At 72.6% G+C, this 22,756-nt stretch carries 19 protein-coding genes and 2 pseudogenes; 12 read left to right on the forward strand and 9 right to left on the reverse strand.

The features are described from left to right. Nucleotides 1-306: 306 nt before the first annotated feature. Together UO65_RS28155 and UO65_RS28160 are read right to left on the reverse strand one after the other, a co-directional pair. Entirely contained in the window at nt 307-1,107 is an 801-nt protein-coding gene (locus tag UO65_RS28155; RefSeq protein WP_035288439.1) for an endonuclease/exonuclease/phosphatase family protein, read from the reverse strand. Nucleotides 1,108-1,256: 149 nt separating this feature from the next. Further along, nucleotides 1,257-2,036, reverse strand: coding sequence for a DUF1684 domain-containing protein (locus UO65_RS28160; RefSeq protein ID WP_035288441.1), 780 nt, complete (start codon nt 2,034-2,036; stop codon nt 1,257-1,259). A gap of 125 nt (nt 2,037-2,161) precedes the next feature. Between UO65_RS28160 and UO65_RS28165 the strand changes: the two genes are divergently transcribed. Beyond that, nucleotides 2,162-4,111, forward strand: coding sequence for an acetoacetate--CoA ligase (locus UO65_RS28165; RefSeq protein WP_035288443.1), 1,950 nt, complete (start codon nt 2,162-2,164; stop codon nt 4,109-4,111). A gap of 67 nt (nt 4,112-4,178) precedes the next feature. Then, nucleotides 4,179-5,075: an aminoglycoside phosphotransferase family protein gene (locus UO65_RS28170; RefSeq protein ID WP_035288445.1), complete on the forward strand. Its 897-nt coding sequence runs from the start codon at nt 4,179-4,181 to the stop codon at nt 5,073-5,075. Nucleotides 5,076-5,148: 73 nt separating this feature from the next. Here the strand turns inward: UO65_RS28170 and UO65_RS28175 are convergent, their stop codons facing one another. Beyond that, complete coding sequence (locus UO65_RS28175; protein ID WP_233427876.1) at nt 5,149-5,685, reverse strand: MarR family winged helix-turn-helix transcriptional regulator; 537 nt, start codon at nt 5,683-5,685, stop codon at nt 5,149-5,151. Nucleotides 5,686-6,045: 360 nt separating this feature from the next. Between UO65_RS28175 and UO65_RS28180 the strand changes: the two genes are divergently transcribed. From UO65_RS28180 to UO65_RS36325, 3 genes are all read left to right on the forward strand, one after another. After that, a complete protein-coding gene (locus UO65_RS28180) occupies nt 6,046-7,077 on the forward strand; it encodes a fatty acid desaturase family protein (protein ID WP_035288447.1) in 1,032 nt (343 codons plus the stop codon). Nucleotides 7,078-7,226: 149 nt separating this feature from the next. Then, the gene (locus UO65_RS37050; RefSeq protein ID WP_161784530.1) at nt 7,227-7,748 is read left to right on the forward strand and encodes a hypothetical protein; all 522 of its coding nucleotides are present in this window, start codon (nt 7,227-7,229) and stop codon (nt 7,746-7,748) included. Between the two features lie 119 nt (nt 7,749-7,867). After that, complete coding sequence (locus UO65_RS36325) at nt 7,868-8,998, forward strand: MAB_1171c family putative transporter (protein WP_035288449.1); 1,131 nt, start codon at nt 7,868-7,870, stop codon at nt 8,996-8,998. Here UO65_RS36325 and UO65_RS28195 read toward each other — a convergent pair. The 4 genes from UO65_RS28195 to UO65_RS28210 all read right to left on the reverse strand — a co-directional run bounded on the left by UO65_RS28195 (nt 8,943) and on the right by UO65_RS28210 (nt 14,239). Continuing rightward, nucleotides 8,943-11,645: a molybdopterin-dependent oxidoreductase gene (locus UO65_RS28195; protein ID WP_035288451.1), complete on the reverse strand. Its 2,703-nt coding sequence runs from the start codon at nt 11,643-11,645 to the stop codon at nt 8,943-8,945. The genes UO65_RS36325 and UO65_RS28195 overlap by 56 nt on opposite strands. After that, nucleotides 11,642-12,427 carry an FAD binding domain-containing protein gene (locus UO65_RS28200; protein ID WP_035288453.1) on the reverse strand — a complete coding sequence of 262 codons (786 nt, stop codon included), beginning with the start codon at nt 12,425-12,427 and terminating at the stop codon, nt 11,642-11,644. Before UO65_RS28200 ends, UO65_RS28195 begins: the two co-directional genes overlap by 4 nt. A gap of 114 nt (nt 12,428-12,541) precedes the next feature. Continuing rightward, a complete protein-coding gene (locus UO65_RS28205; RefSeq protein WP_035288455.1) occupies nt 12,542-13,156 on the reverse strand; it encodes an NAD(P)H-binding protein in 615 nt (204 codons plus the stop codon). 207 nt (nt 13,157-13,363) lie between these two features. Next, nucleotides 13,364-14,239: a LysR family transcriptional regulator gene (locus UO65_RS28210; RefSeq protein WP_152552326.1), complete on the reverse strand. Its 876-nt coding sequence runs from the start codon at nt 14,237-14,239 to the stop codon at nt 13,364-13,366. Nucleotides 14,240-14,309: 70 nt separating this feature from the next. Between UO65_RS28210 and UO65_RS28215 the strand changes: the two genes are divergently transcribed. The 6 genes from UO65_RS28215 to UO65_RS28235 all read left to right on the forward strand — a co-directional run bounded on the left by UO65_RS28215 (nt 14,310) and on the right by UO65_RS28235 (nt 18,776). Beyond that, nucleotides 14,310-15,173: an EamA family transporter gene (locus UO65_RS28215; RefSeq protein ID WP_233427877.1), complete on the forward strand. Its 864-nt coding sequence runs from the start codon at nt 14,310-14,312 to the stop codon at nt 15,171-15,173. 72 nt (nt 15,174-15,245) lie between these two features. Continuing rightward, on the forward strand, nt 15,246-16,286 hold the full coding sequence (locus tag UO65_RS38760; protein WP_035288459.1) for an aminoglycoside phosphotransferase family protein: 1,041 nt from the start codon (nt 15,246-15,248) through the stop codon (nt 16,284-16,286). A gap of 282 nt (nt 16,287-16,568) precedes the next feature. Beyond that, the gene (locus UO65_RS37055; RefSeq protein ID WP_161784531.1) at nt 16,569-16,730 is read left to right on the forward strand and encodes a hypothetical protein; all 162 of its coding nucleotides are present in this window, start codon (nt 16,569-16,571) and stop codon (nt 16,728-16,730) included. 141 nt (nt 16,731-16,871) lie between these two features. Continuing rightward, nucleotides 16,872-17,168 (forward strand): hypothetical protein, encoded by a 297-nt coding sequence (locus UO65_RS28225; protein WP_035288461.1) that lies wholly within the window; start codon nt 16,872-16,874, stop codon nt 17,166-17,168. Further along, nucleotides 17,168-18,340 carry a DUF6973 domain-containing protein gene (locus UO65_RS28230; RefSeq protein WP_035288463.1) on the forward strand — a complete coding sequence of 391 codons (1,173 nt, stop codon included), beginning with the start codon at nt 17,168-17,170 and terminating at the stop codon, nt 18,338-18,340. The genes UO65_RS28225 and UO65_RS28230 overlap by 1 nt, the downstream gene beginning before the upstream one ends. A 1-nt stretch (nt 18,341) precedes the next feature. Further along, nucleotides 18,342-18,776, forward strand: coding sequence for a hypothetical protein (locus tag UO65_RS28235; RefSeq protein WP_233427878.1), 435 nt, complete (start codon nt 18,342-18,344; stop codon nt 18,774-18,776). Between the two features lie 401 nt (nt 18,777-19,177). Here UO65_RS28235 and UO65_RS28240 read toward each other — a convergent pair whose 3' ends face one another. Both UO65_RS28240 and UO65_RS28245 read right to left on the reverse strand, forming a co-directional pair. Continuing rightward, nucleotides 19,178-19,438 carry a hypothetical protein gene (locus tag UO65_RS28240; protein WP_152552327.1) on the reverse strand — a complete coding sequence of 87 codons (261 nt, stop codon included), beginning with the start codon at nt 19,436-19,438 and terminating at the stop codon, nt 19,178-19,180. Nucleotides 19,439-19,523: 85 nt separating this feature from the next. Then, nucleotides 19,524-21,821, reverse strand: a pseudogene (locus tag UO65_RS28245) (DEAD/DEAH box helicase); the annotation flags it as partial. A 35-nt stretch (nt 21,822-21,856) separates the two neighbouring features. Here UO65_RS28245 and UO65_RS35155 point away from each other — a divergent pair. Then, nucleotides 21,857-22,734 (forward strand): annotated as a pseudogene (locus UO65_RS35155) (IS5 family transposase). Nucleotides 22,735-22,756 lie beyond the last annotated feature (22 nt).

Here is a 22,756-nt window from a genome sequence, read left to right on the forward strand (position 1 = left end):
GGTTTTCGGGGTGATCGCTGGCTGCGCCCGATGGGGTTCGAGGTGGCTGGCCGCTGGGCCGGCGGTTTTCGGGGTGGCTGGCGGCTGCGCTTGTGGGGTTCGGCGTGACGGGTCGCCAAGCCGGCGGGTGGCAGGGTGGTCGGCCGCTGCGCCGCTGGCGCTTCGCGTGGTTGGCCGCCAGGCCGCCGGTGTGTGGGGTGCCCGCCGCTGCGCCCGGCGGAGTTCGGCGTGGCTGGCTGCCAGGTGGGCGGTTCGGGGGTGGTCGGCGGCCGGGTCCGTGGTGGGCGGGGTGGCTTCGTGGGGTGGTCAGCGCAGGGTGAAGCGGGACCACACCTTGTGGTGGTCAGACTGGTCGGTGGGGACGACGTCGATCCAGTCCGGGTTGAACTTGCCCGCCAGGGCGAAGGTGTAGTCGATCTTGCGGCCGCCGTCGGCGGTGGCGGGGCCGCCTCGGGTGCAGCAGCCTGTCGCCTCGGTGAGCCTGCCGGTGGCGCCGCCGCCGTAGGCGGGGAGGTACAGGGGGTCCAGTTGGTCGTCGGTGGGTTCTGCGTTGAAGTCGCCGCCGATGTAGGTGGCGTGGCCCGCTGCGGTGAAGTCGGCGACCAGGGTGGCAATTTCCCTGATCTGGGCGCCCCGGGTGCCGTCGGCGTGGAAGTCGATGTGGGTGGAGCGGGCGAGGGTGGCCGGGGCGCGCAGCATGGCGCAGACCGCCTTGCGCGGCTCGTGGCCGCCCGGGTTGGGCAGTGGGTGCACCCGGTGCCAGGCGGCTTCGCCCCGGTGGACCAGGGCGATCCCGTAGTCCGACCCGTCGTCGCACCGGTGGGCGGTGGGGACGTGGATGACCTTGTAGCCCGCGGCGCCCAGGCGGGTGCGGAGGCGTTGGGCCTGGCCCGCGCACACTTCTTGGAGGGTGGCGGTGCGCGGGCGGGTCGGGCGGTCGAGGATGGCGTCGGCGGTGGAGTCGGCGACGGCGGGTCTGCCGCCGTTGCACTTGTTGCCGCACAGGTTGAAGCTCAGGTTCAGGAAGGAGAACTCGGCTGCCCGCGCGGGTGCGCCGGGCAGCACCAGGCCCGCGACCAGGAGCACCACCGCCATGAACGAGCGCATCTCGACCCCTCTCGTGGACGACGCGCCCAACGTAGCGATCGCACGTGAACGAGTCACCACGATCGGGTGGATCAACCGCGCCTGCCCTGGTGCGGCACCGCAGCGGCCAGATCCGCCTCGGCGTCCTGCGGGCCGCACCGGGGCGGGCGTCAGTGGGCCTCGTGCGGGATCTTCTCCCCGGCCTCGACGGCGAACGGGAGCCGGTTGCCCTCGGGCGGCAGCGGGCAGGTCGCGTACTCGGTGAACGCGCACGGCAGGTTGACCGCGCGGTTGAAGTCCAGGCGCACCCGGCCCCGCTCGTCGGGTTCCGGCACGCTCAGCGAGCGGTTCGCGGCGTAGGTGGTGACGCCGCTGGTGGCGTCGGTGAACAGGATGCTGAAGCCGTCCTTCTTGCCGTTGAACGCCGTCAGGGTGTGCTCGGTGCCGTCGTGGGTGAAGCGGACGACGCCGGGGGCGGTGTAGACGTGCGTCAGGCCCGCGACGACCGCGCCTACCGTGGTGGGGCGGGGCTCGTCGAACGGTTCGTAGGTGCCCTCCAGGACCCAGGACTCCTGCGGCTCGTAGCTGGGCACGCCCCGGAAGGCGCGGACGGCTTCGGCCTTGGGGTCGTGCACGCGGATCAGGTACCCGCCGCGCCTGGCGACCTCGATCTCCAGGTCACCGCTGCTGACCCGGGTGCCGGGGCCGCTGTTGACCAGCTCGAACCGGTGCACCCCGGTGAGCGCGGTGCCCTCGTGCTCCAGCACCGCCCCCTGCGGGTCGACGTGGGCGGCGTCGGCGTCCTGCCACCAGCGGCCGGGCAGGCCGGGGTACTCGCGCGGCTCGTCCTCCAGCCAGTCCAGCGACACCAGCGCCAGCCAGCCGTGCGGCTCGGCGAGGTCGCGTTCCCTGGCCGTCTTCCAGTCCTGCCACTGCGCCGTGAAGCCCATGGTCGTCCTTCCCGCGTGTGTTCCAGTCACCGGGGACAACGTGGTCCTGGGACAGCGGATTCCGTTCCCACATGGTGGATGCGGTGAGCTTTCTGAGCCGCTGGGGGCGCCCTAGGATCGGCGGGGTGACGGACAGCGCTGAGGTGTTGTGGCGGCCCACGGCCGAGCAGGTGGCCGGGTCACCCCTGGCCGACTTCCTGCGGTGGCTCGCCGCGTCCCGGGGGTTGGGGTTCGGCGGTTACCTGGAGCTGTGGGAGTGGAGTGCCGAGCACCCGGCGGAGTTCTGGGGCGCGGTCTGGGAGTACTACGGCCTCGACCGGGTCAGCTCCTACGAGGAGGTGCTGCCCCGGCGGGAGATGCCGGGGGCGCGGTGGTTCAGCGGGGCGCGGCTCAACTTCGCCGAGCGGTGCCTGGCAGGTGCGCGCACCGACCGCCCGGCGCTGATCGGCGTGGACGAGCGCGGCGAGCCGGTGGAGACCTCCTGGGAGCGGTTGCGCGCGGAGGTGGCGGCGGTGTCCGCGCTGCTGCGCGCGGAAGGCGTCCGGCCGGGTGACCACGTCGCCGCGTACCTGCCGAACGTCCGGGAGGCCGTGGTCGGGGTGCTGGCGACGGCGGCCGTCGGAGCTGTGTGGACGGCGTGCTCGCCGGACTTCGGGATCGCCAGCGTGCTCGCCCGGTTCCGGCAGGTGGAGCCGGTGGCGCTGCTCGCGGGCGAGGGCTACGTGTACGGCGGCAAGCGCTTCGACCGGCGGGAGCACGCGGCGGAACTGCTGGACGGACTGCCCTCGGTGCGGCTGCTGCTCACCGTGAGCGGCGAGTGGCCCGACCGCCCGGGCGTGGTCACCCGGGCGTGGCCGGAGCCCGGGGGTGAACCGGAGTTCGCCGACACCGCGTTCGACGACCCGCTGTGGGTGCTGTGGTCCTCGGGCACGACCGGCCTGCCGAAGGGGATCGTGCAGGGCCACGGCGGGATCGTGGTGGAGCTGTTGAAGTCGCTGGGGCTGTGCGCGGGCATCACCGGCGACGACCGGTTCGGGTTCGTCACCTCGACGAGCTGGATGGTGTGGAACTACCTGGTCGGCGGGCTGCTGCACGGTGCCACGGTCGTGCTCTACGACGGCAGCCCGACGCACCCGGACGTGGACCAGGCGTGGCGGGTCGCCGCGCTGACCGGCACCACCGTGCTCGGTGTCGGCGCCGGGTACCTGGTGGCGGGTGAGAAGTCCGGGGCGGAGCCGGGGGCGCGGTTCGACCTGTCGCGGCTGCGGTCGGTGTTGCAGACCGGGTCGACCATGCCGCCCTCGGCGTGGCGCTGGGTGTACCGCGGCGTCAGCGCGGACGTGTGGTTGCAGTCGATCTGCGGCGGCACCGACGTGTGCTCGGCCCTGGCGGGCGCGGCGGCGGACCTGCCCGTCCATACCGGACGCATCCCCGCTCCCGCGCTCGGGGTGGCGCTGGCGTCGTGGAGCCCGGACGGGGTGCCGCTGGTGGGTGAGCAGGGTGAACTCGTGGTGACCGAGCCGCTGCCGTCGATGCCGTTGCGGTTCGTCGACGACCCGGGCGGCGAGCGGTACCGGGCGGGTTACTTCGACGTGTTCCCCGGTGTGTGGCGCCACGGCGACTGGGTGACGGTGCACGCCGACGGCAGCCTGGTCGTTTCGGGCCGCTCGGACTCCACGCTGAACCGGATGGGCGTGCGGATGGGGTCGGCGGACATCTACGCCGTGGTCGAGCGCTTCCCGGAGGTCGCCGACAGCCTGGTCATCGGCGCCGAACTCCCCGACGGCGGCTACGCCATGCCGCTGTTCGTGGTGCTCACCGGTGGCGCGGAACTGGATGACGACCTGCGCGCCCGGCTGCGGGCGGCCATCCGCACCGAGCTGTCGCCCCGGCACGTGCCCGACGACATCGTGGCCGTGGCCGCCGTGCCGCGCACGCTGACCGGCAAGAAGCTGGAGGTCCCGGTGAAGCGCATCCTCCAGGGCGCCCCGCCGGAGCAGGTGACCTCCCCCGGCGCGGTCACGAACGCGGAGACGCTGCCGTGGTTCGCCGAGTACGGGACCCGCCTGGGCTGAAACCCGGTGGACAGCGCCCGCCCTCCCCCGCTGTGATGGTCGGACACCACGAGGGAGGGCGCCCGCGTTGACGGTCGACATCGATGTGCCACTGGTCCGGCGGCTGCTGGCCGCACAGTGTCCACAGTGGTCCGATCTGGCGGTGGCGCCGGTGGCGAAACCCGGCTGGGACAACATGACCTTCCGCGTCGGCGACCGGCTCTCGATCCGGCTGCCGAGGTACCCCCGCTGGGAGGAGCAGGTCACCCGCGAGCAGCGTTGGCTGCCCGTCCTCGCCCCGCACCTCCCCCTGGCCGTGCCCACGCCGGTCTTCCAGGGCGAGCCGGGCGAGGGTTACCCGTTCCCCTGGTCGATCATCGAGTGGCTCGACGGCGAGGATGCGGTGGGCTTCACCCCCACCGAGGACTCCGTCCTGGCCCTGGCGGGCTTCTTCCGCGCGCTGCGGGCGATCGATGCGACCGGCGGCCCGCCACCGCAGTGGAGCAACGGCTTCCGCGGTGTCGCCGTCGCCGACGAGCGGGATTCGGCGATCGTGGCCGAACGCCTCCGCCCGAAGCTCGAAGCCCTGACCGGTCTGACCGATGTGGACGGTCTGACCGCCGTCCGGGAAGCGGGGCTGGCCGCCCCCGCGTGGTCGCACCCGCCGGTCTGGGTCCACGGCGACCCCGCCCCGGGGAACCTGCTGGTCCGCGACGGCCGCCTGGTCGCGGTCATCGACTTCGGGACGGTGGCCGTCGGCGACCCGGCCTGCGACTTGATCGCCGCCTGGGCGTCGGTCCCCGCCCGGCACCGCGCCGCCTACCGCGAAGCCCTCGGCGTGGACGACGCCACCTGGGCGCGGGGCCGGGTCTGGGGCATGACCGCGACCCTGCCCACCCCCGAGGACTTCACCACCGACCCGGCGGGCGCCCACCGCCGGGTCGCCGAACTGCTCGACGACGCTCAGGCGGACGCGACCGCGTAGTCCGGCAGGTCGATCGCCTCGGCGGGCGGGGTGGCGAAGTGGGCGCCGACGCGGATCAGGACAGTGCGGCTCATCAGGAGTTCCCCTCGATCCAGGAAACCGGTCGGTCTGCGGTCATGGCGTCGGCGGCGGAGGTGTAGACCGCGACGACGTCACCCAGGAACCGCGACACCACCTCGCGGTCGGCGGGGCTGAGCGCGCCCACCAGCCGCTCCACCCCGTCGAGCAGTGGTCGCAGGTGGTCGAGCAGGCGGACGACGGACTCCTCGACGGGGTCGACGAGCACCTTGCGCCGGTCGGTCTCGTGCGCGCGCCGCCGCACGTGCCCGGCCCGCTCCAGCCGGTCCACCACGTGCGTGCTGGCCGCCGTGGAGATCCGCAGCCGGTCGGCCAACTCCCGGCCGGTCAGCGGTCCCTCGGTGATCAGCCGGTCCATCGCGGCCAGGTCCGTGGGGTTGATCCCCAGCGCCCGCCCCAGCCGCTGCTCGACCACCACCGTCAGCACGCCGACCTCCTGCAACCGCTCCATGACGTCGTTGTCGGCACCGGGGGTGGACACACCTGCCGAGATCGCGGCACACCGCCGCGCGGGGCGCTCTGCCGGGTTCACGAAACCCAGACTATCAACGAAGTAACTAACCAGCTTAGTCAGTCGAACAAAGTCGGGTGAACAGTTCACGGCCGCGGTCGGACAGACAGACGCTGGTCAGCGTGCGGTGGGCGGCGGTCCCGAGTGTCCGAAGCGGCTCCCACCAGGCTGGACAAGGGGACGTGAACCTACCCCGCAGTCGGTCGAGGACGGTGGGCCGGAAGGCCTTCGGGCACCGCGACACAGCCCATGCGCCCGTGTACGGTGGCGGTGTCGACGGCGTATCGCGGGTTGGCGGTCCGGCCGACCTTCCGTCGCCGACGCCGGACGCCATACCGCCCCGACTCCCACCCACTCACGACCCAGGAATGGTGGCGGCACGTGACGTCGCTCGACACACCGGCCACGGCCGTCGGCAACTACGCCGAACTGGCCCGGGCCATCCGCGCCGAGGGCCTGCTCGACCGCCGCAACGGGCGCTACGTCCTGCGCATCGCGCTCAACATGGTCGCCTTCGCCGCGGGCTGCGTCGCCTTCGCCGCCCTGGGCGACTCCTGGTGGCAACTGCTCGTCGCGGTCTTCTTCGCGGTGATGTTCGCCCAGCTCGCCTTCGTCGGCCACGACGCCGGGCACCACCAGATCTTCAGCAGCAAGCGCGCCAACACCGCCATCGGCCTCTGGCACGGCGGCATGGTCGGCATGAGCTTCGGCGCCTGGATCGACCAGCACAACCGCCACCACCAGGCCCCCAACCACGAAGAGACCGACCCCGACGTCAACATCGCCGTGCTGGCCTTCACCACCGGCCAGAGCCTGGAGAAGCGCGGTTTCCTGCGCTGGATGGCCAAGCACCAGGCATACCTGTTCTTCCCGCTGCTGCTGCTGGAGGGCTTCAGTCTGCACGTGAACGCCGTGCAGTCGCTGCGCCGCAAGGAACTGCGCGGCAGGCGCGTGGAGATGTTCCTCCTGCTGGGCCACTTCGCGGTGTACCTGACCGCGGTGTTCCTGGTGCTGTCCCCGCTGACCGGCGTTGTGTTCATCCTCGTGCACCAGTGCCTGTGGGGCCTCTACATGGGCTGCTCCTTCGCCCCCGGCCACAAGGGAATGCCGACGATCGCCGCGGGCCAGCGCATCGACTTCCTGCACCGCCAGGTCCTCACCTCCCGCAACATCAGCGGCGGTCGCCTGGTCGAGTTCGCCACGGGCGGCCTCAACTACCAGATCGAGCACCACCTGTTCCCCACCATGCCCAGGATGAACCTGCGCCGCGCGAAGCCCATCGTCGAGCGCTACTGCGCCGAGCACGGCATCGAGTACACCGAGTGCGGCCTCGCCGCCACCTACGGCCACGTGCTGCGCCACCTGCACGCGGTCAGCGCCCCCCTGCGCACCCCCGTGGCGGTCCCGGCCTGATCCCCGCGCGCAGACGCGGCTGCCCGCAGCGACGGCGGGCAGCCGCGTCCGGTCGCGGTCGACCACCTGCCGGACCCGGCGCCCCGCGAACAGCCCCAGATCCCGCCAAGGACCTGTGCCCCGCCGGGCACTGCCGATAGGCTGTGCCCATGGCTGGAGGTGTCGCCACCCACCGCCCCCTGAGCCGGGCGGCGGTGCGCAGGCGGCACGCGGCGCTGCTGCGCGAACTGCCGGTCCCGACCCCGTTCGACGCGGCCGCGCTGTGCGCGCGGGTCGCCGAGCGGCGCGGCAGGCCCATCCGGCTGGTGCCGATGGCCGGGCTGACCGGGGTCTGCGGCATGTGGGTGGCCACCGACACCGCCGACCTCATCTTCCACGAGAGCGACACCACCCCACCGCACCGCGACCACATCGTCCTGCACGAACTGGCCCACCTGCTCTGCGACCACCGGATCTCGATCCCGCTGGCCGACCAGGCCCGCGCCCTGCTCCCCGACCTCGACCCCGACGTGGTCCGCCGCGTCCTCGGCCGGGCGGGCCGGGCGGGCCACGCGGGCGCCGAGGAGCGCGAGGCCGAACACCTGGCCTACCTCATCCGCCACCGCGAAGCACCGGGCACCACCCTCACCACCCGCCTCCGCGGTGCCCTGGGCGGCGACAGCCTTGTCTGAACCGCCCACCTCCGACACCACCGGGGCCGGGTGCCCGGGCGACCGGCAGCACGCGGCGCGCGCCCCGGCGGAACAGGTCCACCCGAGGACCGGCAGCCGACACCCCGGCGGCGGGGCCCGTGGCTGAACCGCTCCGCCAGTGGGCACCCGCCGCGGTGGCCTGGCTGCTCCTGCTGAGCAGGTGGAGCGCGGGCGACCCCACCCGCCGCTGTGTGCGCCTGGTGCTGCTCGGCCTGGCCTGCTCCCTGACCGCCCAGATCCCGGCCGCGGCCACCGCCCTCGGCGACCTCGTCGGCGTCCCGCACGCCGCCCGCCTGGTCAGCCACCTGGGCATGGTCCTGGCCGTGTGGGCGGGCCAGGCGTTCCTGGCCCTGGTCAACGGCCACCCACGCGGCGCCCGGTGGCAGGCGGGGTGGGCGGCGGGCGCAGCCACCCTGATGTGCGCCCTGTTCGTGACCATGCCCGACACGTTCCCCCAATCCCCGTGGGTCATGGAGTACTGCCTGGTCTACGCGCTCGCCCAGGCACCGGCACTGGCCGCACTGGTCCACCTCGGCCTGCGCCACGCCCGGCAGGCGCAGGACCGGACCACGGCGATCAGCCTGCGCCTGGTCGCCGCGGGCGCGGCCCTCGGCCTGCTGTACCTGGTGAACAAGTCCGCCCTGGCCACGGCGCCGAGGCTGGGATTCGAGTTCCCCTTCGGCCGCACCGCCCTCCCCGGCAAGGTGCTGCCCACCACGGCGTACCTGCTGGTCCTGCTGGCCGCCGCGCTCCCCGCCTGCCTGGGCTGGCTGCGCCGCTACCGCCTGCACCGCAGGCTGGGACCGCTGTGGCGGGCCCTGCACCGCGCCGACCCGGGCATCGCCCTCGACCCGCCCGCAGTGCCCGACGCGCTCGTGCTGGGCAACCTGCGGCCGCGCCTGTACCGCCGCGTCATCGAGATCCGCGACGGCCTGCTGGCCCTGCGCCCCCACCGCTGCCGCGAGACCGCGGCGGCCGCCCACGCCGCGGCCGTCGCCGCGGGCCTCACCGGCCGGGAGCTGGCCGCCGCCGTGGAGGCCGCCGCGGTGGTCGCTGCCCTGCGCTCCCGGGCGGGCGGTGCGCCCCCGACCGCGCACGCCGCCGCCGTCCCGGGCGGGACCGACCTGCTCGACGACGCCGACTTCCTCGGCGCCGTCTCCCGCCGGTTGGCGATCAGTCCCGCGACAAACCCAGCCAGACCCGGTCCCGGGTCAGCGGCAGGTCGGTGAACCGCACCCCGGTGGCGGCGCGCAGGGCGTTGGCGTAGGCGGGGGCGACCGGGTTGAACGGGCTCTCGCTCATCGACTTCGCCCCCAACGGCCCCAGCGGGTCGGTCACGTCGGCGAAGTGGACCTCCGTGCGCGGCACGTCGGCGAAGGTCGGCACGTGGTACTGCCGGAACGCCGCCGTGGTGACCGCGCCGTCCGCCCCGGTGTCGACGTGCTCGGCCACCGCGGCGCCGAACCCCTGCGCCACACCGCCCTCCACCTGCCCGCGGCACTGCATCGGGTTGAGCACCTGCCCGGCGTCGGCGGCGTGCACGCTGCGCAGCACGCGGACCTCCCCGGTGCCCGGGTCGACGGCCAGCCGGAACCAGTGCACGTTGAACGCGACCGACCGCGGCGTCCCGTCGCAGTGACCGGTCGTCGTCAGCGGCTCCCCGGCGGCCAGCTCCGAGAACGGCACCACCCGCCCACCGCAGTCGACCCCCCGACCCACCAGCGCGCACCGCGATACGTCCACACCGGACCGCTCAGCGGCGGCGCCGAGCAGCGCGCCGACCATCGCCTCGGCCGCGCGCAGCACCGCCGTCCCGGCGATCACCACCCCGGTCGACCCGAACGCCCCGGTGTCGTGCCGGACCAGGTCGGTGTCGGACTGCCGGATCGACACCCGCGAGGTCGCCACCCCCAGCGCGCTCGCCGCGAGCTGCCGGTGCACGGTGGTGGAGCCGTTGCCGAACTCCGCCGTCCCCACCGACAGCTCGAAGGTCCCGTCGGCGAGCAGCCGCAGCCGCGCCTCCCCGAAGTGCCCGCGCGGCGGGGCGGTGGCGATCATCGACAGCGCCGCGCCGTCGCCGACCAGCCACCCCCCGGGCACCGGCCCGACCGGTTCGGCCCGCGCCGCGCGCACCACGTCCAGGCACTGGTCAAGCCCGTAGCTGCCGATCAGCAGGTCTTCCTCGGCGCCCGACGCCGTGGTCAGGGGATCGCCGTCGCGGACGGCGCTGCGTTCGCGCAGCAGCAGCGGGTCGATGCCGAGCCGGTGCGCCAGTTCGTCCAAAGCGGACTCCACGGCGAAGATGACCTGCCCCAGACCGTAACCCCGGTAGGCCCCGGAGGGCACGTTGTGGGTGTAGACGGCGTACGCGTCGGTGCGCTTGTTCGGGCAGCGGTACGCGGCGATCGATTCCCCGCAGGAGTGGAACAGCACGCCGGGGCCGTGGTTGCCGTACGCCCCGGTGTCGCTGACGACGTGCACGCGCAGCGCGGTCAACGTGCCGTCCGCCTTGGCGCCGACCTCCACCTCCACGGTGAACGGGTGGCGGGTGGTGGAGCCGGAGAACTGCTCGGACCGGGTCAGCTCCAGCTTCACCGGCTCCCGCAACCGCAGCGCGGCCAGCACCACGACGTCCTCGACCAGCATCTCCTGCTTGCCGCCGAACCCGCCGCCGACCCGCCCGGCGACCACCCGCAGGTCGGATTCGGGCAGGTCGAACAGCGCGCACAGGGAGCGCCTGGTCAGGAACGGCGTCTGCGTGCTGGTCCGCACGGTGAGCCTGCCGGTCTCCGCGTCGAACCAGGCCAGCGCGCCGTGCGTCTCCAGGGCGGCGTGCTGGGCGCGGGGGGTGCGGAAGGTGCCCCGGTACACCGCGTCCGCCTCGGCCAGCCCGGCGGCGAAGTCGCCGAACTCGTCGTGCAGCTCGGCGAGCACGTTGTCGGCGGGCCGGGCGATCCGCGCCTCGACCGGGTCCTTGTCGTGCACCACCGGCGCCCCGGGGCGCATCGCGGCGTGCGCGTCGGTCACCGCGGGCAGCACCTCGTAGTCCACCCGCACCAGCCGCGCCCCCGCCTCGGCGGCGGCCTCGGTCTCCCCGACCACGGCCGCCACCCGCTGCCCGACGTGGCGCACCACGTCGTCGAAGACCCGGGTGTCGCACGGGTCGTCCTCGACGATCTCGTGCTGCGCGCTGGAGTACAGCCGCTGCGGGGCGTCCTCGTGGGTCAGCACGACCCGCACCCCGGGCACGGCGAGCGCGGCGGCGGTGTCGATGCCGGTGATCCGCGCGTGCGCGTGCGGGGAGCGCACCAGCTTGATGTGCAGCAACCCCGGCACGTCCACGTCGAAGGTGTAGCGGGCCGTCCCGGTGACCACCTGCGGCCCGGCGGGTGCCCCCAGGTTGCGACCGACCGCTTCCCCGTCGGCGGGCTCCTCCACGTGCTTGACGCCGGTGATCGCGTCCTCGATGGCCCGGTACCCGGTGCAGCGGCAGAGGTTCCCCTTGAGCGCCCTCGGCAGGTCGGCCCGCCCCTCGTCGTCGAGGGCGGCGGCGGTTATGAGGAACCCGGCGGTGCAGAAACCGCACTGGAACCCCTGCGCGGCCAGGAACTGCTCCTGCACCGGGTGCAGTTCGCCGTCGGTGGCCAGACCCTCCACAGTGGTCACCTGCTTGCCGTCGGCGCGCAGGGCCGGGTAGAGGCAACTGTGCACGGGCGTGCCGTCGACGTGGACGGTGCAGGCGCCGCAGTCCCCGGCGTCGCACCCCTTCTTGACCCCGAACCACCCGTGCCCGCGCAGGTAGGTCCGCAGGCACTGCCCGGGCCGAGGGGCGTCGTCGTGCGTCCGGCCGTTCACCCGGACCTCGAAGCCGGTCACGCCAACTCCTCCCGGATCTCCTCGGCCAGCCGCAACACCATGTGCCGCCGCCACGCGGGCAGGCCGTGGATGTCGTCGTACCAGTCGGTCACGGTGCCCAGGATGGCGGAACGCAGCTCGGCCGCGGTGGGCGCGGTGGGGAAGTCGAGGCGCACCGGGCGCGGGGTGGCGGCGGTGATGGTGAGCGCGAACCCGGTGTCGGCGGTGCCGATCAGCAGGGCGCCGGAGCGGCCGTGGGCGTGCAGGGACACCTGCCGGAAGGCGGACCTGCGGTGCAACGCGGCCTCGGGGATGGTGATCGAGCGCAGCAGCTCACCGTCGGTCAGCACGGACTCCCCCGCCCCGCGCACGAAGTCGACCACCGGCACTCGCCGCTCCCCGCCGCCGGTCCGGAGCAGGCAGACCCCGTCGAGGGCGGCGGTCAGCGAGATCATCGGCCCGGCGGGCAGCGCGTTGCACAGGTTCCCGCCGACGGTGGCGGTGTTCCAGACCTTGAAGGAGGCAAGGAACGCCCGGCAGCACTGCTCCACCAACTCGGCCACCGGCAGCCCACTGTCCCGCCCGAACCGGGACAACTCGGCGATCGTGCAGGTCGCGGCCAGTTCCAGGTCACCGCCCAGGGTCACCGGGGGCCACCCGAACCTCGTCAGGTCCACCAGCCTGCGCACCAGGGGCTGCGGCTCGGAGAAAAGCTGCGTGCCCCCGGCCAGCCAGGCGTCACCGGGCAGCCAGGGGCCGGGCACGCGCGGGTCGCGCACCTCGACCACAGTGTTCAGGTCCATACCGCCACGCTGCCACGTTTCCCGCCCGCACGGGGTGCGCGGGGGTAAAACCGCGGTTGCCCGCCGTCGGGTCGTGCCGAGCTGTCTCCACCTGCCGAGGCCGCGCCCCCACCGTCAATCCACGGGCGCCCGCACCGCGTCGTCCACCGGGGTGCTCCCACCGACCAACCCCACGGTCCGCCGCACGCACCACGGCCCCGTCACCAGCGCGGCCAGCACGGCGGCCACGTCCGCCCGGGGCACCTCCCCCTCGGACACCCCTCCCCCGAGGCTGACCAACCCGGACCCCGGGTCGTCGGTCATCCGCCCGGCCCGCACGATGGTCCAGTCCAGGTCGCGGCAGGCGATCTCGGCCTCGGTCTCGGCCTTGGTCCGCAGGTACTCGGCCCGTTCCGGGCTGTCGTCGGCCCGCGCCTCCCCCGCCATCGTGCTCAGCAGCACGTAGCGGCGGATGCCCAGCGCCCCGACCCCGTCGGCGAACGCCAGGGCGGCCGGGCGCTCGGTCGGCCCGAGCGCGGTGCCCCCGGTGAACACCACGGCGTCGGCCCCGGGCAGGGTCTCCACCAGCCCGCGCGAGTCGAGGACGACGGGTCGGGCGCCGTGGGCGCGGACGTCGGCGCGGTGCCGGTCGGAGGGGACGAGGGCGACCACCGCGTCGCCCCGGGCGGACAGGAGGGAGGCCAGGCGCAGGCCCGCGCCGCTGTGGCCGCCCGCGATCACCACACGCATCCGCGAGACTCTAGAGGCCCCCCGCGCCCAGACCCGCCCACCCTCACCCGGGTGGGTTAATCCACGGGACACCGCCCAAGAAGCGAACGATAGTCACGAAAAGGGCGGTCGTCGCCCTCCCCCGCCGAAACGCGGCGGACCCGCACCCCCACCTCGCCCCGCGCTCCACCGACCCGGACCCCCCGGGCTTCCCGATCGCCCGCGTGATCACCGGCCGCCCCCTCCAGGCCCTCGGCCCACCACGGCCCGGGCCAACTCCGCCAGCGCCCACACCATCGGATGACTGGGCGGTGTGGTCCAGGCCAGCACCAGGGGAACCGGGGCCACGCCCGTCAACGGCACGTAGGCCACCTCCGCGTGCGGGTAGGTGCTGACGGTGGCGGTCGTGGTGATCCCCACGGCGTGCCCGGCACCGATCAGGGTGATCCAGTCGTCGGTGCTCAACACCTCGACGGCCTCGGCGGGCCGCCGGTCAGCGGGCCACAGGTCCAGGCTGGTGGTCCCCGACACCGGGTTGACCGCGATCGTCTCCCCCACCAGGTCCGCCAACCCCACCGAAGCCCGCCCGGCCAACGGCCCGCTCGCGGGCACGGCGGCCAACCGGGGTTCGCTGAGCAGCACCTCGGTGTGCAGCCCGGCAACCCGCACCTGCCCCCGCAGCAGCGCGGCGTCCACCCGCCCCCGCACCAGCCCGGCGGTCCGGTCGTCCACCCGGTTCAACTCCAACGCGGTCTCCGGGTGAGCGGCCCGCCAAGCCCGCAGCAGCGGAACGGTGTACTCCCCGAAAGCCGACCAGGCGTGCCCCACCCGCAACGGCCAACTCCCCAACTTCCCGGCGTCCAACACGTCGTCCACAGCGGCCACCGCCGCCTCGGCCCGGACCCGCGTGGCCATCCCGGCGGGCGTCAAGCGCACGTGGTGGGTGGACCGGTCGACCAACCGAACCCCCAGGTGCGCCTCCAGTTGCTGCAACGTCCGCGACACAGCGGGCTGGCTCAGGTGCAACCGCACCGCGGCCCGACTGATCGTCCCCTCCTCGGCGATCGCCAGGAACGCCCGCAGGTGACGCAGCTCAACCGACATGCCTGTAGAGCATAACCGCTGGTGAAACAGCATTTCCGCGGAGTGGTCCATCCTGCATACGGTCACCGCCGTGACAACCCTGGCAACCCGGACCACCCCCCGAGCAGCCGCCGTGGCCATGGTCGTGACCGGCGCCTTCTGCCAACCCTCCGGCGCGGCCGTCGCGGGCCTGCTCTTCCCCCGAGCGGGCGCCCTCGGCATGGTCATGCTCCGCCTGGCCTTCTCCGCGATCCTGCTCGCGATCACCTGCCGCCCCCGCTGGCGCGGCCACACCCGCGCGGACTGGCTGGTGATCGTCGGCTTCGGCCTCGCCCTGGCCACGATGAACACCCTGTTCTACCTGGCCGTCGCCCGAATCCCCCTCGGCGCGGCAGTCACCTTCGAAGTGCTCGGCCCCCTGGTCCTGGCGGTCGCCACCACCCGCCGCTGGCTGTGGGCAACCCTCGCCCTGGCAGGCGTGGCCACCCTCAGCCGCGCGGGCCTGACCACGGGCCTGGACCTCCCCGGCGTCGCCTTCGCCCTCGGAGCGGGCGCGATGTGGGCGGCGTACATCGTGCTGTCCCAACGAACGGCGGGCCGCTTCCCCAAGACCGACGGCCTGGCACTGGCCCTGGTCGTGGCAGCGGTCGCCACCCTGCCCCTGGGCCTGTCCACGGCGGGCCAGGCGCTGGCGGACCCGGTGGTGCTGGGCCTGGGGCTCGTCGTGGCGGTGCTGTCCTCGGCGCTGCCGTACTCGCTGGAACTGCGCGCCCTGCGAACCCTCCCGGCGGGCACGTTCGCCGTGCTGATGTGCCTGACCCCCGCCATCGCCACGGTGGTCGGCTTCGCGGTCCTGGGCCAGGCCCTGACCCTGGTGGAGGCAGCGGCTACAGCGTTGGTGGTCACCGCGAGCATTGGCGCCGTCCGCGCCAGACCACCGAGCCGGGAAGGTTGACACCGTCCGCAGCACCTGTCGCGCCACCGCTCCCGGCGCCGAACAGGGCGGTGCCGTGGATATGCTCGAAAGATGGTGCTGAAGGGCGCGGGCGAGAGCGGTGACCTCCCGTTCGGGGAGCGCCTGCGAGCCGAACTGGGTTCACCGACCGCGGTGGTCCCACTGGACAGCAGCCCCCGATCACGGGTGTGGCGGGTGGAGCTGGCCGGAACACCCGCCGTGGTCAAGCAGTTGGTGGCAGACCCGGAAGCGGCCGACCGCTACACCCGCGAGGTCACCGCCCTGCAGTTGGCTTCCCGAGCAACACCCCCGGTCGCCCCCTCGCTGCTCGCAACCGACCCGGAGCACCACGTGCTGGTCCTGGAACACCTGGAACACCACCACCCCGCTGAGGACTGGCTGATCGACCACGCCACCACCCTGGCCCGCCTCCACGCCACCATCGACCCCGACGCACCCCTCCCCACCTGGTCCGCCCCAACCCCCACCGACGCCGACGCCTTCCTCCGCCTCGCCCACCACCTCGACGTCCCCACCACCCCCGGCGTCCAAGACGAATTGAACGCCCTGCTCGAACGCCTGCGCACCATGCCCACCACCGCCCTCCTCCACGGCGACCCCTGCCCCGGCAACGACATGCACACCACCGCAGGCGTCAGGTTCATCGACTTCGAACAGGCCTCCCTGGGCAACGGCCTGGTCGAACTCGCCTACCTCCGCATCGGCTTCCCCACCTGCTGGTGCGCCACCGCCCCGCCCCCACACCTCCTGCACGCCGCCGAAACCGCCTATCGGACAACCTGGCTCACCACCACCGGCACCACCCTCCCCAGCACCACCGACGCCTGCGCGGGCTGGCTGCTCCGGGGCGACGCCCTGGTTCCCGGAGCCCAACGCGGCACCGTCGACCACCTGGCCGAAGCCACCACCCGGGACTGGCACTGGGGCACCGCCACCGCCCGCCAACGCCTCATCCACCGCCTCGGCGTGGTCAGCGAACTGACCGCCGACGACGGCGCCTTGGCGCAATTCGGCCTGCTGACCTCGGCGATGCGCGCCCGCGCACTCGCGCGCTGGCCTGGACTCGGCCCACTGCCCACCCGGCGGCCGTGAGGAAGTCCGAAGCCGCGCGAGGCACCCGGCGGCAGCCAGGGGCGCACAAGCCCCCTCGGGCACTTTCCAGTGGGGAACCATCCCCGATTTCTGATGTGTCCGAGGTTCAACCTGGATCGCCGGGCGGTGCTGCCCGTCTACAGATCAAGCCGTCGAGGGTGAGTGACCAGGCCGTGCTGTCGCAGGCGGGAGCCACCCGGGCTGTGACGGGTTCGGCGGATCGGGGATGTGGATTGCGCGGCGCGGACGTCTCCGGCGACCGGGAGAAAGCTGCCCACGGACATGATCATCGCGATCGACAACGGCGACCTGAGCCACTGCTCCTGGTCCACCGACAGCGGCCTGCTCACCTTTGACTCGGGCCGCTGGTGCCTGCGGACCCTGGAGATGGTCGGCGATCCTGACCAACCCTGCCTCTCCGCCACCCCGACCCCCACCTCCTGACCCTCCCGCCCTGGCACCGCCCCAGGAGGAGACAAGCCGGTGATGATCTCCTCGGCCCCCACCGCAGCTCCGATTTCGTCGAACCCCGGTCACAGCGAGCACCCGTGCTGATACCTTCGGTGGGATTCCACTGGGGGTGAAATGACCGGTTTCGACGTGGGTCCCGATGTGCTGCGCGCCGCGGCCGCCGCCGCGCGACAGGCTGCGGGAGTCGTGCGGGCACTGGAGTTGGGTCGGGTGGCGGACTTGGCCACCGCGCTGCCCGGGGCGGCGTCCGGCGCGACGGCCCGCGAACTCGGGCCGCAGTGGGAGGACACGAGTACGCGGTGGGCCGAGGGCATGGATTCGTACGCGACCGCGCTGGCTGCCTCGGCTGAGGCCTACCAGGCCCAGGAGGATGCCGCGGCGGACGGCTTCGGGCGGATGGGAGGTCGCTGATGGCCACCTGGGACGAGGTCAGGCAGTGGCGGGCCGATGCCGTCGGGCAGGTGGGCGACCACTTGGTGGCGCGGCGCAACCTCGTTGTCGGTCTACAGGACGAGCTCGACGGCAGCAAGCCCGCCGGGTGGGCGGGGGAAGCGGCGGAGGCCGCTGACAACGACCTGCGCGCCCGGCGCCAGGGCCTGGAGGAGTTGGCCTCGCGGTTGTCCGCGGCGGTGAAGGTCATCGACGACACCGAGCACGCCGTGCGGGAGTTGGTCGTCAGGGTCGAGGCGGTCGAGGACCAGGCCGCCCGCAACGGCATGCGGATCGTCAACGGTGAGGTCGTGGCGGCGGGTGGGGGCTTCTTGACCACCGTGGTCTTGCAGGCGGAGGTGCAGGCCACCTTGGCTCAGGCGACCGCGATCGACAGCGAACTGGACTCCGTGCTCCAGGGCATCCGCTCCGGCGAGATCGACGACGCGGGGGCGACGACGCTGGCCGACGCCGCGGCGGCGGGCGAGGACCACGTCACCGACGAGCAGCGCCACCGCGACCTGCTGGAGAAGTACCAGGTCCGGACCGACGCCACCACGACGTGGCCCAGCGGTCTGACCGGTTGGCTCGCCGAGCAGGCGGGGTTCTCCAAGGAGCAGGTCACCGAGGCCGAGGCGGCCATGCTCGACGACCTGCAAGCGCGCAAGGGGCTGCTGGGGGTCAAGGAGTTCGCCGACCTCCGGCAGGACGCGCTGCACGTGGCGGAGGGCAGGTTCGAGGGCAAGGGCCTGACCGACGGGCACGCGGACGCCTTCCGGCACGCCTACTGGAACGCGCTGATGACGCAGCGGTACGGCGAGGAGTGGGCGGGCGAGTTCGCCACCGCCCACGAGCGCAACCCGTCCAGCCACCCGGTTCCCGTCGGCATGGACCTGCACAACAACGAGGTGGGCCGCGAGATCGCGCGGGCCAACCCGGACGCGAGCCCCGAGGAACTGGCCTCCCTCGTGGAGCAGGCGGTCAAAGACGGCAGAATGGTGGTCATCGACAACGATGACACCCTCGTGCCGTCCAACGAGGTGAACCCCGGCGAGACCCGGGACACGAGGAACAACCCCTGGCCGACCGACAACCCGGGACGCGGCGACGACCGCGACCCCGGCAGGCCCTCAGCGAAGCCGGACCAGTACTGACATGCGTGTGATCGCGACCCTGCTCGTCCTGCTGGCACTGCTGGCGGGATGCGGCGGCGACACCTCGGGAGCAGCCGTGGAATTCGACGAGACCCTGCAACGGTCTGTCACCGAACTGGCCCGCGCGGGCGGTTCACGACCGCTCAAGGAATTGGCCCCGGGCGACTGGACCTCCGTGCACATCCTCCTCGGCCCCGCATCCGGCGCGCGCATCGAACGCGAACTGGGCCAGCCCACCGAAATCGACGGCGACGGCACGCACGGCGGGGACTACGTCCAGGACGGCAACCTCCTGGTCTTCCGGCGCGACGACGAGATCGTGCGGATGGTCAGCCTGGGCCAGGTCGCCGCGCTCGGCGAAGGCCGGTACGACGCGGACGTGGTCCTGACGGCGCGAGAGGGCGCCATCACGATGACCGAACCGGCGGATCGCTGACCTCGAACGGGGTCCTGGCCCGCGCACATGACCGGCCGGGTCACGAGGTCCGCATCGGCCCGGCGGGCACCCCATCGACGGTCAGCCGGAATTGACGGGACTGGCACTGGGAACCGCCAACGCCTCACCCACCGCCTCGCCGTCGTCAGCAACTGACGGCCGACGACGATACCCTGACGGACGTCAGTCTGCTGACTTCGGCGATGCACGCCAACGCACTCGCGTACTGGCCCGCACTCGAACCGCTGCCCGCCCGACGCCCACGAGAAGTCGAAGCTGCGCGAGGTACCCCTGGGTGCACGGCCGCCGCGCACCGGCTCAGTGTGGTCCTCATCAGAGGTGGGTTGCGTGCGGCGTAGCGGTTGGGTCGTCGGAGAAGCGGGGGCCTTGCTGGGGCATGGTCATGCTCCCGGGTGGTCGTAGCCCGCGGGCAGCGGGTGGGCCTTGAAGGCGCCGTTGCTGCCGATGATGTCCAGCACCCCACCGTGCACGGCGCGGACAGTGTTCTGGATGTTCATCAGCATCATGGGACTGATCATGTTGCCGAGGTCGTTGACGATCTGCAGCGGGTTCTGGAAGCCCTCCGGCCTGCCCGGCTCGGTCAACCGTCCGCTGGGGAAAGCGGTCTGCACCACCGCCGTGGGCACGGTTTCCGAAGGCATTCCCGGCAAATCAGGCACCTGGGGTGGCCGCCCGGGTCCGGGTGGGCTTGGTCGAGCCGATCGGCAGCGGCGGCATCCCAGCGGATCACCAAGGGGTGGCGACGTCCAGGAGGCCGATCATGCCGGAGACCAGGCGCATCTGCGGAATGGTGCGAATGTCGGCTTCGACCAGGTGCGGGGAGCAGACCAGGACCGCCACCGCCTGGGCTCGGGACAAGGCCACGTTGAGGCGGTTGCGGGACAGCAGAAAGTCCAAGCCCCGGGGAAGGTCGACCGCCGACGAGGAGGTCATGGTGGCGATGACGACGGGGGCTTCCTGGCCCTGAAAGCGATCCACCGTGCCAACCCGCACTCCACCGAACCCCGCCTGGTCCAACGCACGCGAAACCACCCGGGACTGCAAGTTGTACGGCGCCACCACAAGGAAATCCTTCTCCCCTAACGGCCGCACCTCCCCCCGGTCGTTCCACGAACGACCGATCAGGGCGGCCACCGTGGAAACCACAGCCACGGCCTCCTCCGGAGACCGCGTCGTGTTGCCCTCGTGTTCGACCGAGCAGACGTACAACCCCGGGGCGACACCGTCGACGGAGCGGTCGGCGGCGGTCGGGTGGGCGTGGAGGAGGCCCGCGTAGGACAGGTCTGACACCGGCTTGCAGACCGCCGGGTGCATTCGGCGGGTTTCGTCGAGGAAGTAGCCCAGTTCCGGGGGGATGACGTCGGCTTCGCCGATGAGGTGGCCGAGGGCTGAGGCGTCCGCACCCGCCGGGTGGGTTCCCTGGACGACCTGGGGGAGCTGCTGGGGGTCTCCGAGCAGGACCATCGTCCGGGTTGCCGTGGACACCGCCAGGGCGTCCGCCAGGGCGAACTGGCCTGCCTCGTCGATCAGGAGGACGTCGAAGGGGTCGGCTTTCAGGGCCGGGTTGGCGAAGGTCCAGGCGGTGCCGCCGACCAGGTGGCCTTCGGGGTGGTCGGCGCGCCAGGCCGCCAGGGCCTTGTTGTCCTTGGGGGTTTCCCAGAGTTCTTCGGCGGGGGTCTTGGACTTGGAGATCTTGGCGGCGGGGATGTCGGGGTCGGTGGTCAGGGCCGCGGTGAGGACGTTCTCCACCGCTTTGTGGCTGGTGGAGGTGACGGCGACGGTTTTGCCCGCGCGGATCAGGTGGGTGATGAGTTGGCCCGCCAGGTAGGTCTTGCCCGCGCCGGGTGGGCCTTGGACGGCCAGGACTGACCTGTCGAGGTTGTCCACCGCCTCGATGACCGTGGCGACCAGATCGAAGCCGGGATCGGGGAGGCGGCCGCCTCGGCGCATCCGGGGGGAGAGCCTGCGGAGGAGGTCGATGCCGGGGTGGGGTGGGAGGGTGGGGAGGGTGGCGATGACCGTTTCGGCCAGTTCTTCGATCGCCTTGTCCTTGGGGGTGGCGGAGATGGGGCGTCCGGGGAGGACCGCGGCGGGGGTGGCGTGGGATTCCTCGCCCACCGCCGCTGTCTCCTCGACGGTGAGGCGGTCGGCGGTGGCGTGGGTGACCTTCGCTTCCGTTCCCTCTGCGCCGTAGCGGAGGCGGACCTGGTCGCCCGCGGTGAACGGGTGGGGGCGGTCGGGGTCGCAGGTCAGGTGGAGTTCGCGGCGGGACTTGCGTTGGCGGCCGGTGGGTTTGACCCACTCCCCCACCTCGATCGCGACCGGGACCGCGCAGTTGGTGTCGACCTCCAGGTCCGACAGCGGGGTCTGGAGGCGGTGGAAGAACTCCCACCACGCCGGGTTGGACTCGCGGCGGTGGTAGCCGACGGCGGCGGCCAGCAGGGCGCGGGCGCGGTGGTCGTCGGTGAAGTCCGCGACGTCCTCGGGGAGGCCGTCGAGCAGGGGGGCGACCAGGGCGGCGATGCGGGCTTCGCGTTCGGCTCGCTCCTCGGCCTTGCCGTCGTCGGGGAGGGCGAGTTCTTCCGGGTCTCGGGTGGCGATGCCCTGTTCCACCCGGACCCGGTGCAGGAAACCGAACAGCTCCAGCGTGGAGACGCAGTCGTACTCGTTGTAGTCGGCGATGCCGCGCAGGACCTCGTCGGCGCGTTCGGGGTGGCCGAGTTGGGTCAGGGTCAGGTATTCCTCGTACGCCTCGATGCTGGAGACCGCGTTCTTGACGTCTCCTTCACGTTCCGTGGGCATGTAGAGGGGTTCCAGGTACTTGATGGAGTACGAGCGCTGCGACACGCGCAGGGCCTTGCGCACCACCGCGTACAGGTCGACCAGCGCCCCTCGGCGCAGCAGGTCGTCGACGGCCTGCTCGCGGGTGCCGTGCAGGGCCGCGAGGCGCTTGACCGCCGTGGCCTCGTACGGCGCGTAGTGGTAGACGTGGGCACCGGGGTGTTCGGCTAGGGCGTGTCCTGCGGATCTTTCCCATGATCGTGTGCAGATGATGGGGTGTGGTCGGACGTGGTGAGCTGACGGACAAGGCCTGGGCTGCGATCGCGCCGTTGCTGCCCGCGCAGAGCGGGCAGCGCGGTGGTCGGTGGCGCAGTCACCGGCAGGTGATCGACGCGATCCTGTGGAAGGAACGCACCGGCGCGCCCTGGCGTGACCTGCCAGGACGGTATGGGCCGTGGAAGACAGCGCACGAACGGTTGCGGAAGTGGACCGCCGACGGGACGTGGGACCGGATACTGGAGCACGTGATCGTCAAAGACGACTCACTCGGGACACTCGAGGACAACGTGGCCTTCGTGGTCAGCGTCGACTCCACGAGCATCCGGGCCCACCAACACGCGGCCGGTGCCCGGAAAAAGGGGGCTGCGCGGACTGGATCGAGAACCTCGCCATCGACGGGGAATGCCTCGGACGCTCCCGCGGAGGGCTGACGACCAAGCTCCATCTGGCCGTCGACGCGGCCGGTCTGCCGCTGGCGGTGATCCTCACCCCCGGCCAGGCCGGGGACAACCCGCAACTGCTGCCGCTGCTTGAGGACATCGATGACATCGACGTCGACGGGCAGCGGGTGCGGGTCGGGCGGGTGATCGCCGACAAGGCCTACGCCCACCCGAGCACCCGCACCGCGCTACGACAGCGACGGATCAAGGCCACTATCCCCGAGCGTGTCGACCAGGTCGCCCACCGCAAGGCCAAGGGCTCGGCCGGTGGCAGGCCACCGGCCTTCGACACCGACATCTACAAGATGCGCAACGTCGTCGAACGCTGTTTCAACCGGCTCAAGCAGTTCCGCGGCCTGGCCACCAGGTTCGCCAAACGAGCCGCCTACCACCGAGCCGAGATCATCCTCGCCTGCATCGTCCTCCATCTCAAGTGAAGATCCGCAGGACAGGCCCTAG

Origin of the sequence: Actinokineospora spheciospongiae, from assembly GCF_000564855.1 — a bacterium.
Taxonomy (GTDB): Bacteria; Actinomycetota; Actinomycetes; order Mycobacteriales; family Pseudonocardiaceae; genus Actinokineospora; species Actinokineospora spheciospongiae.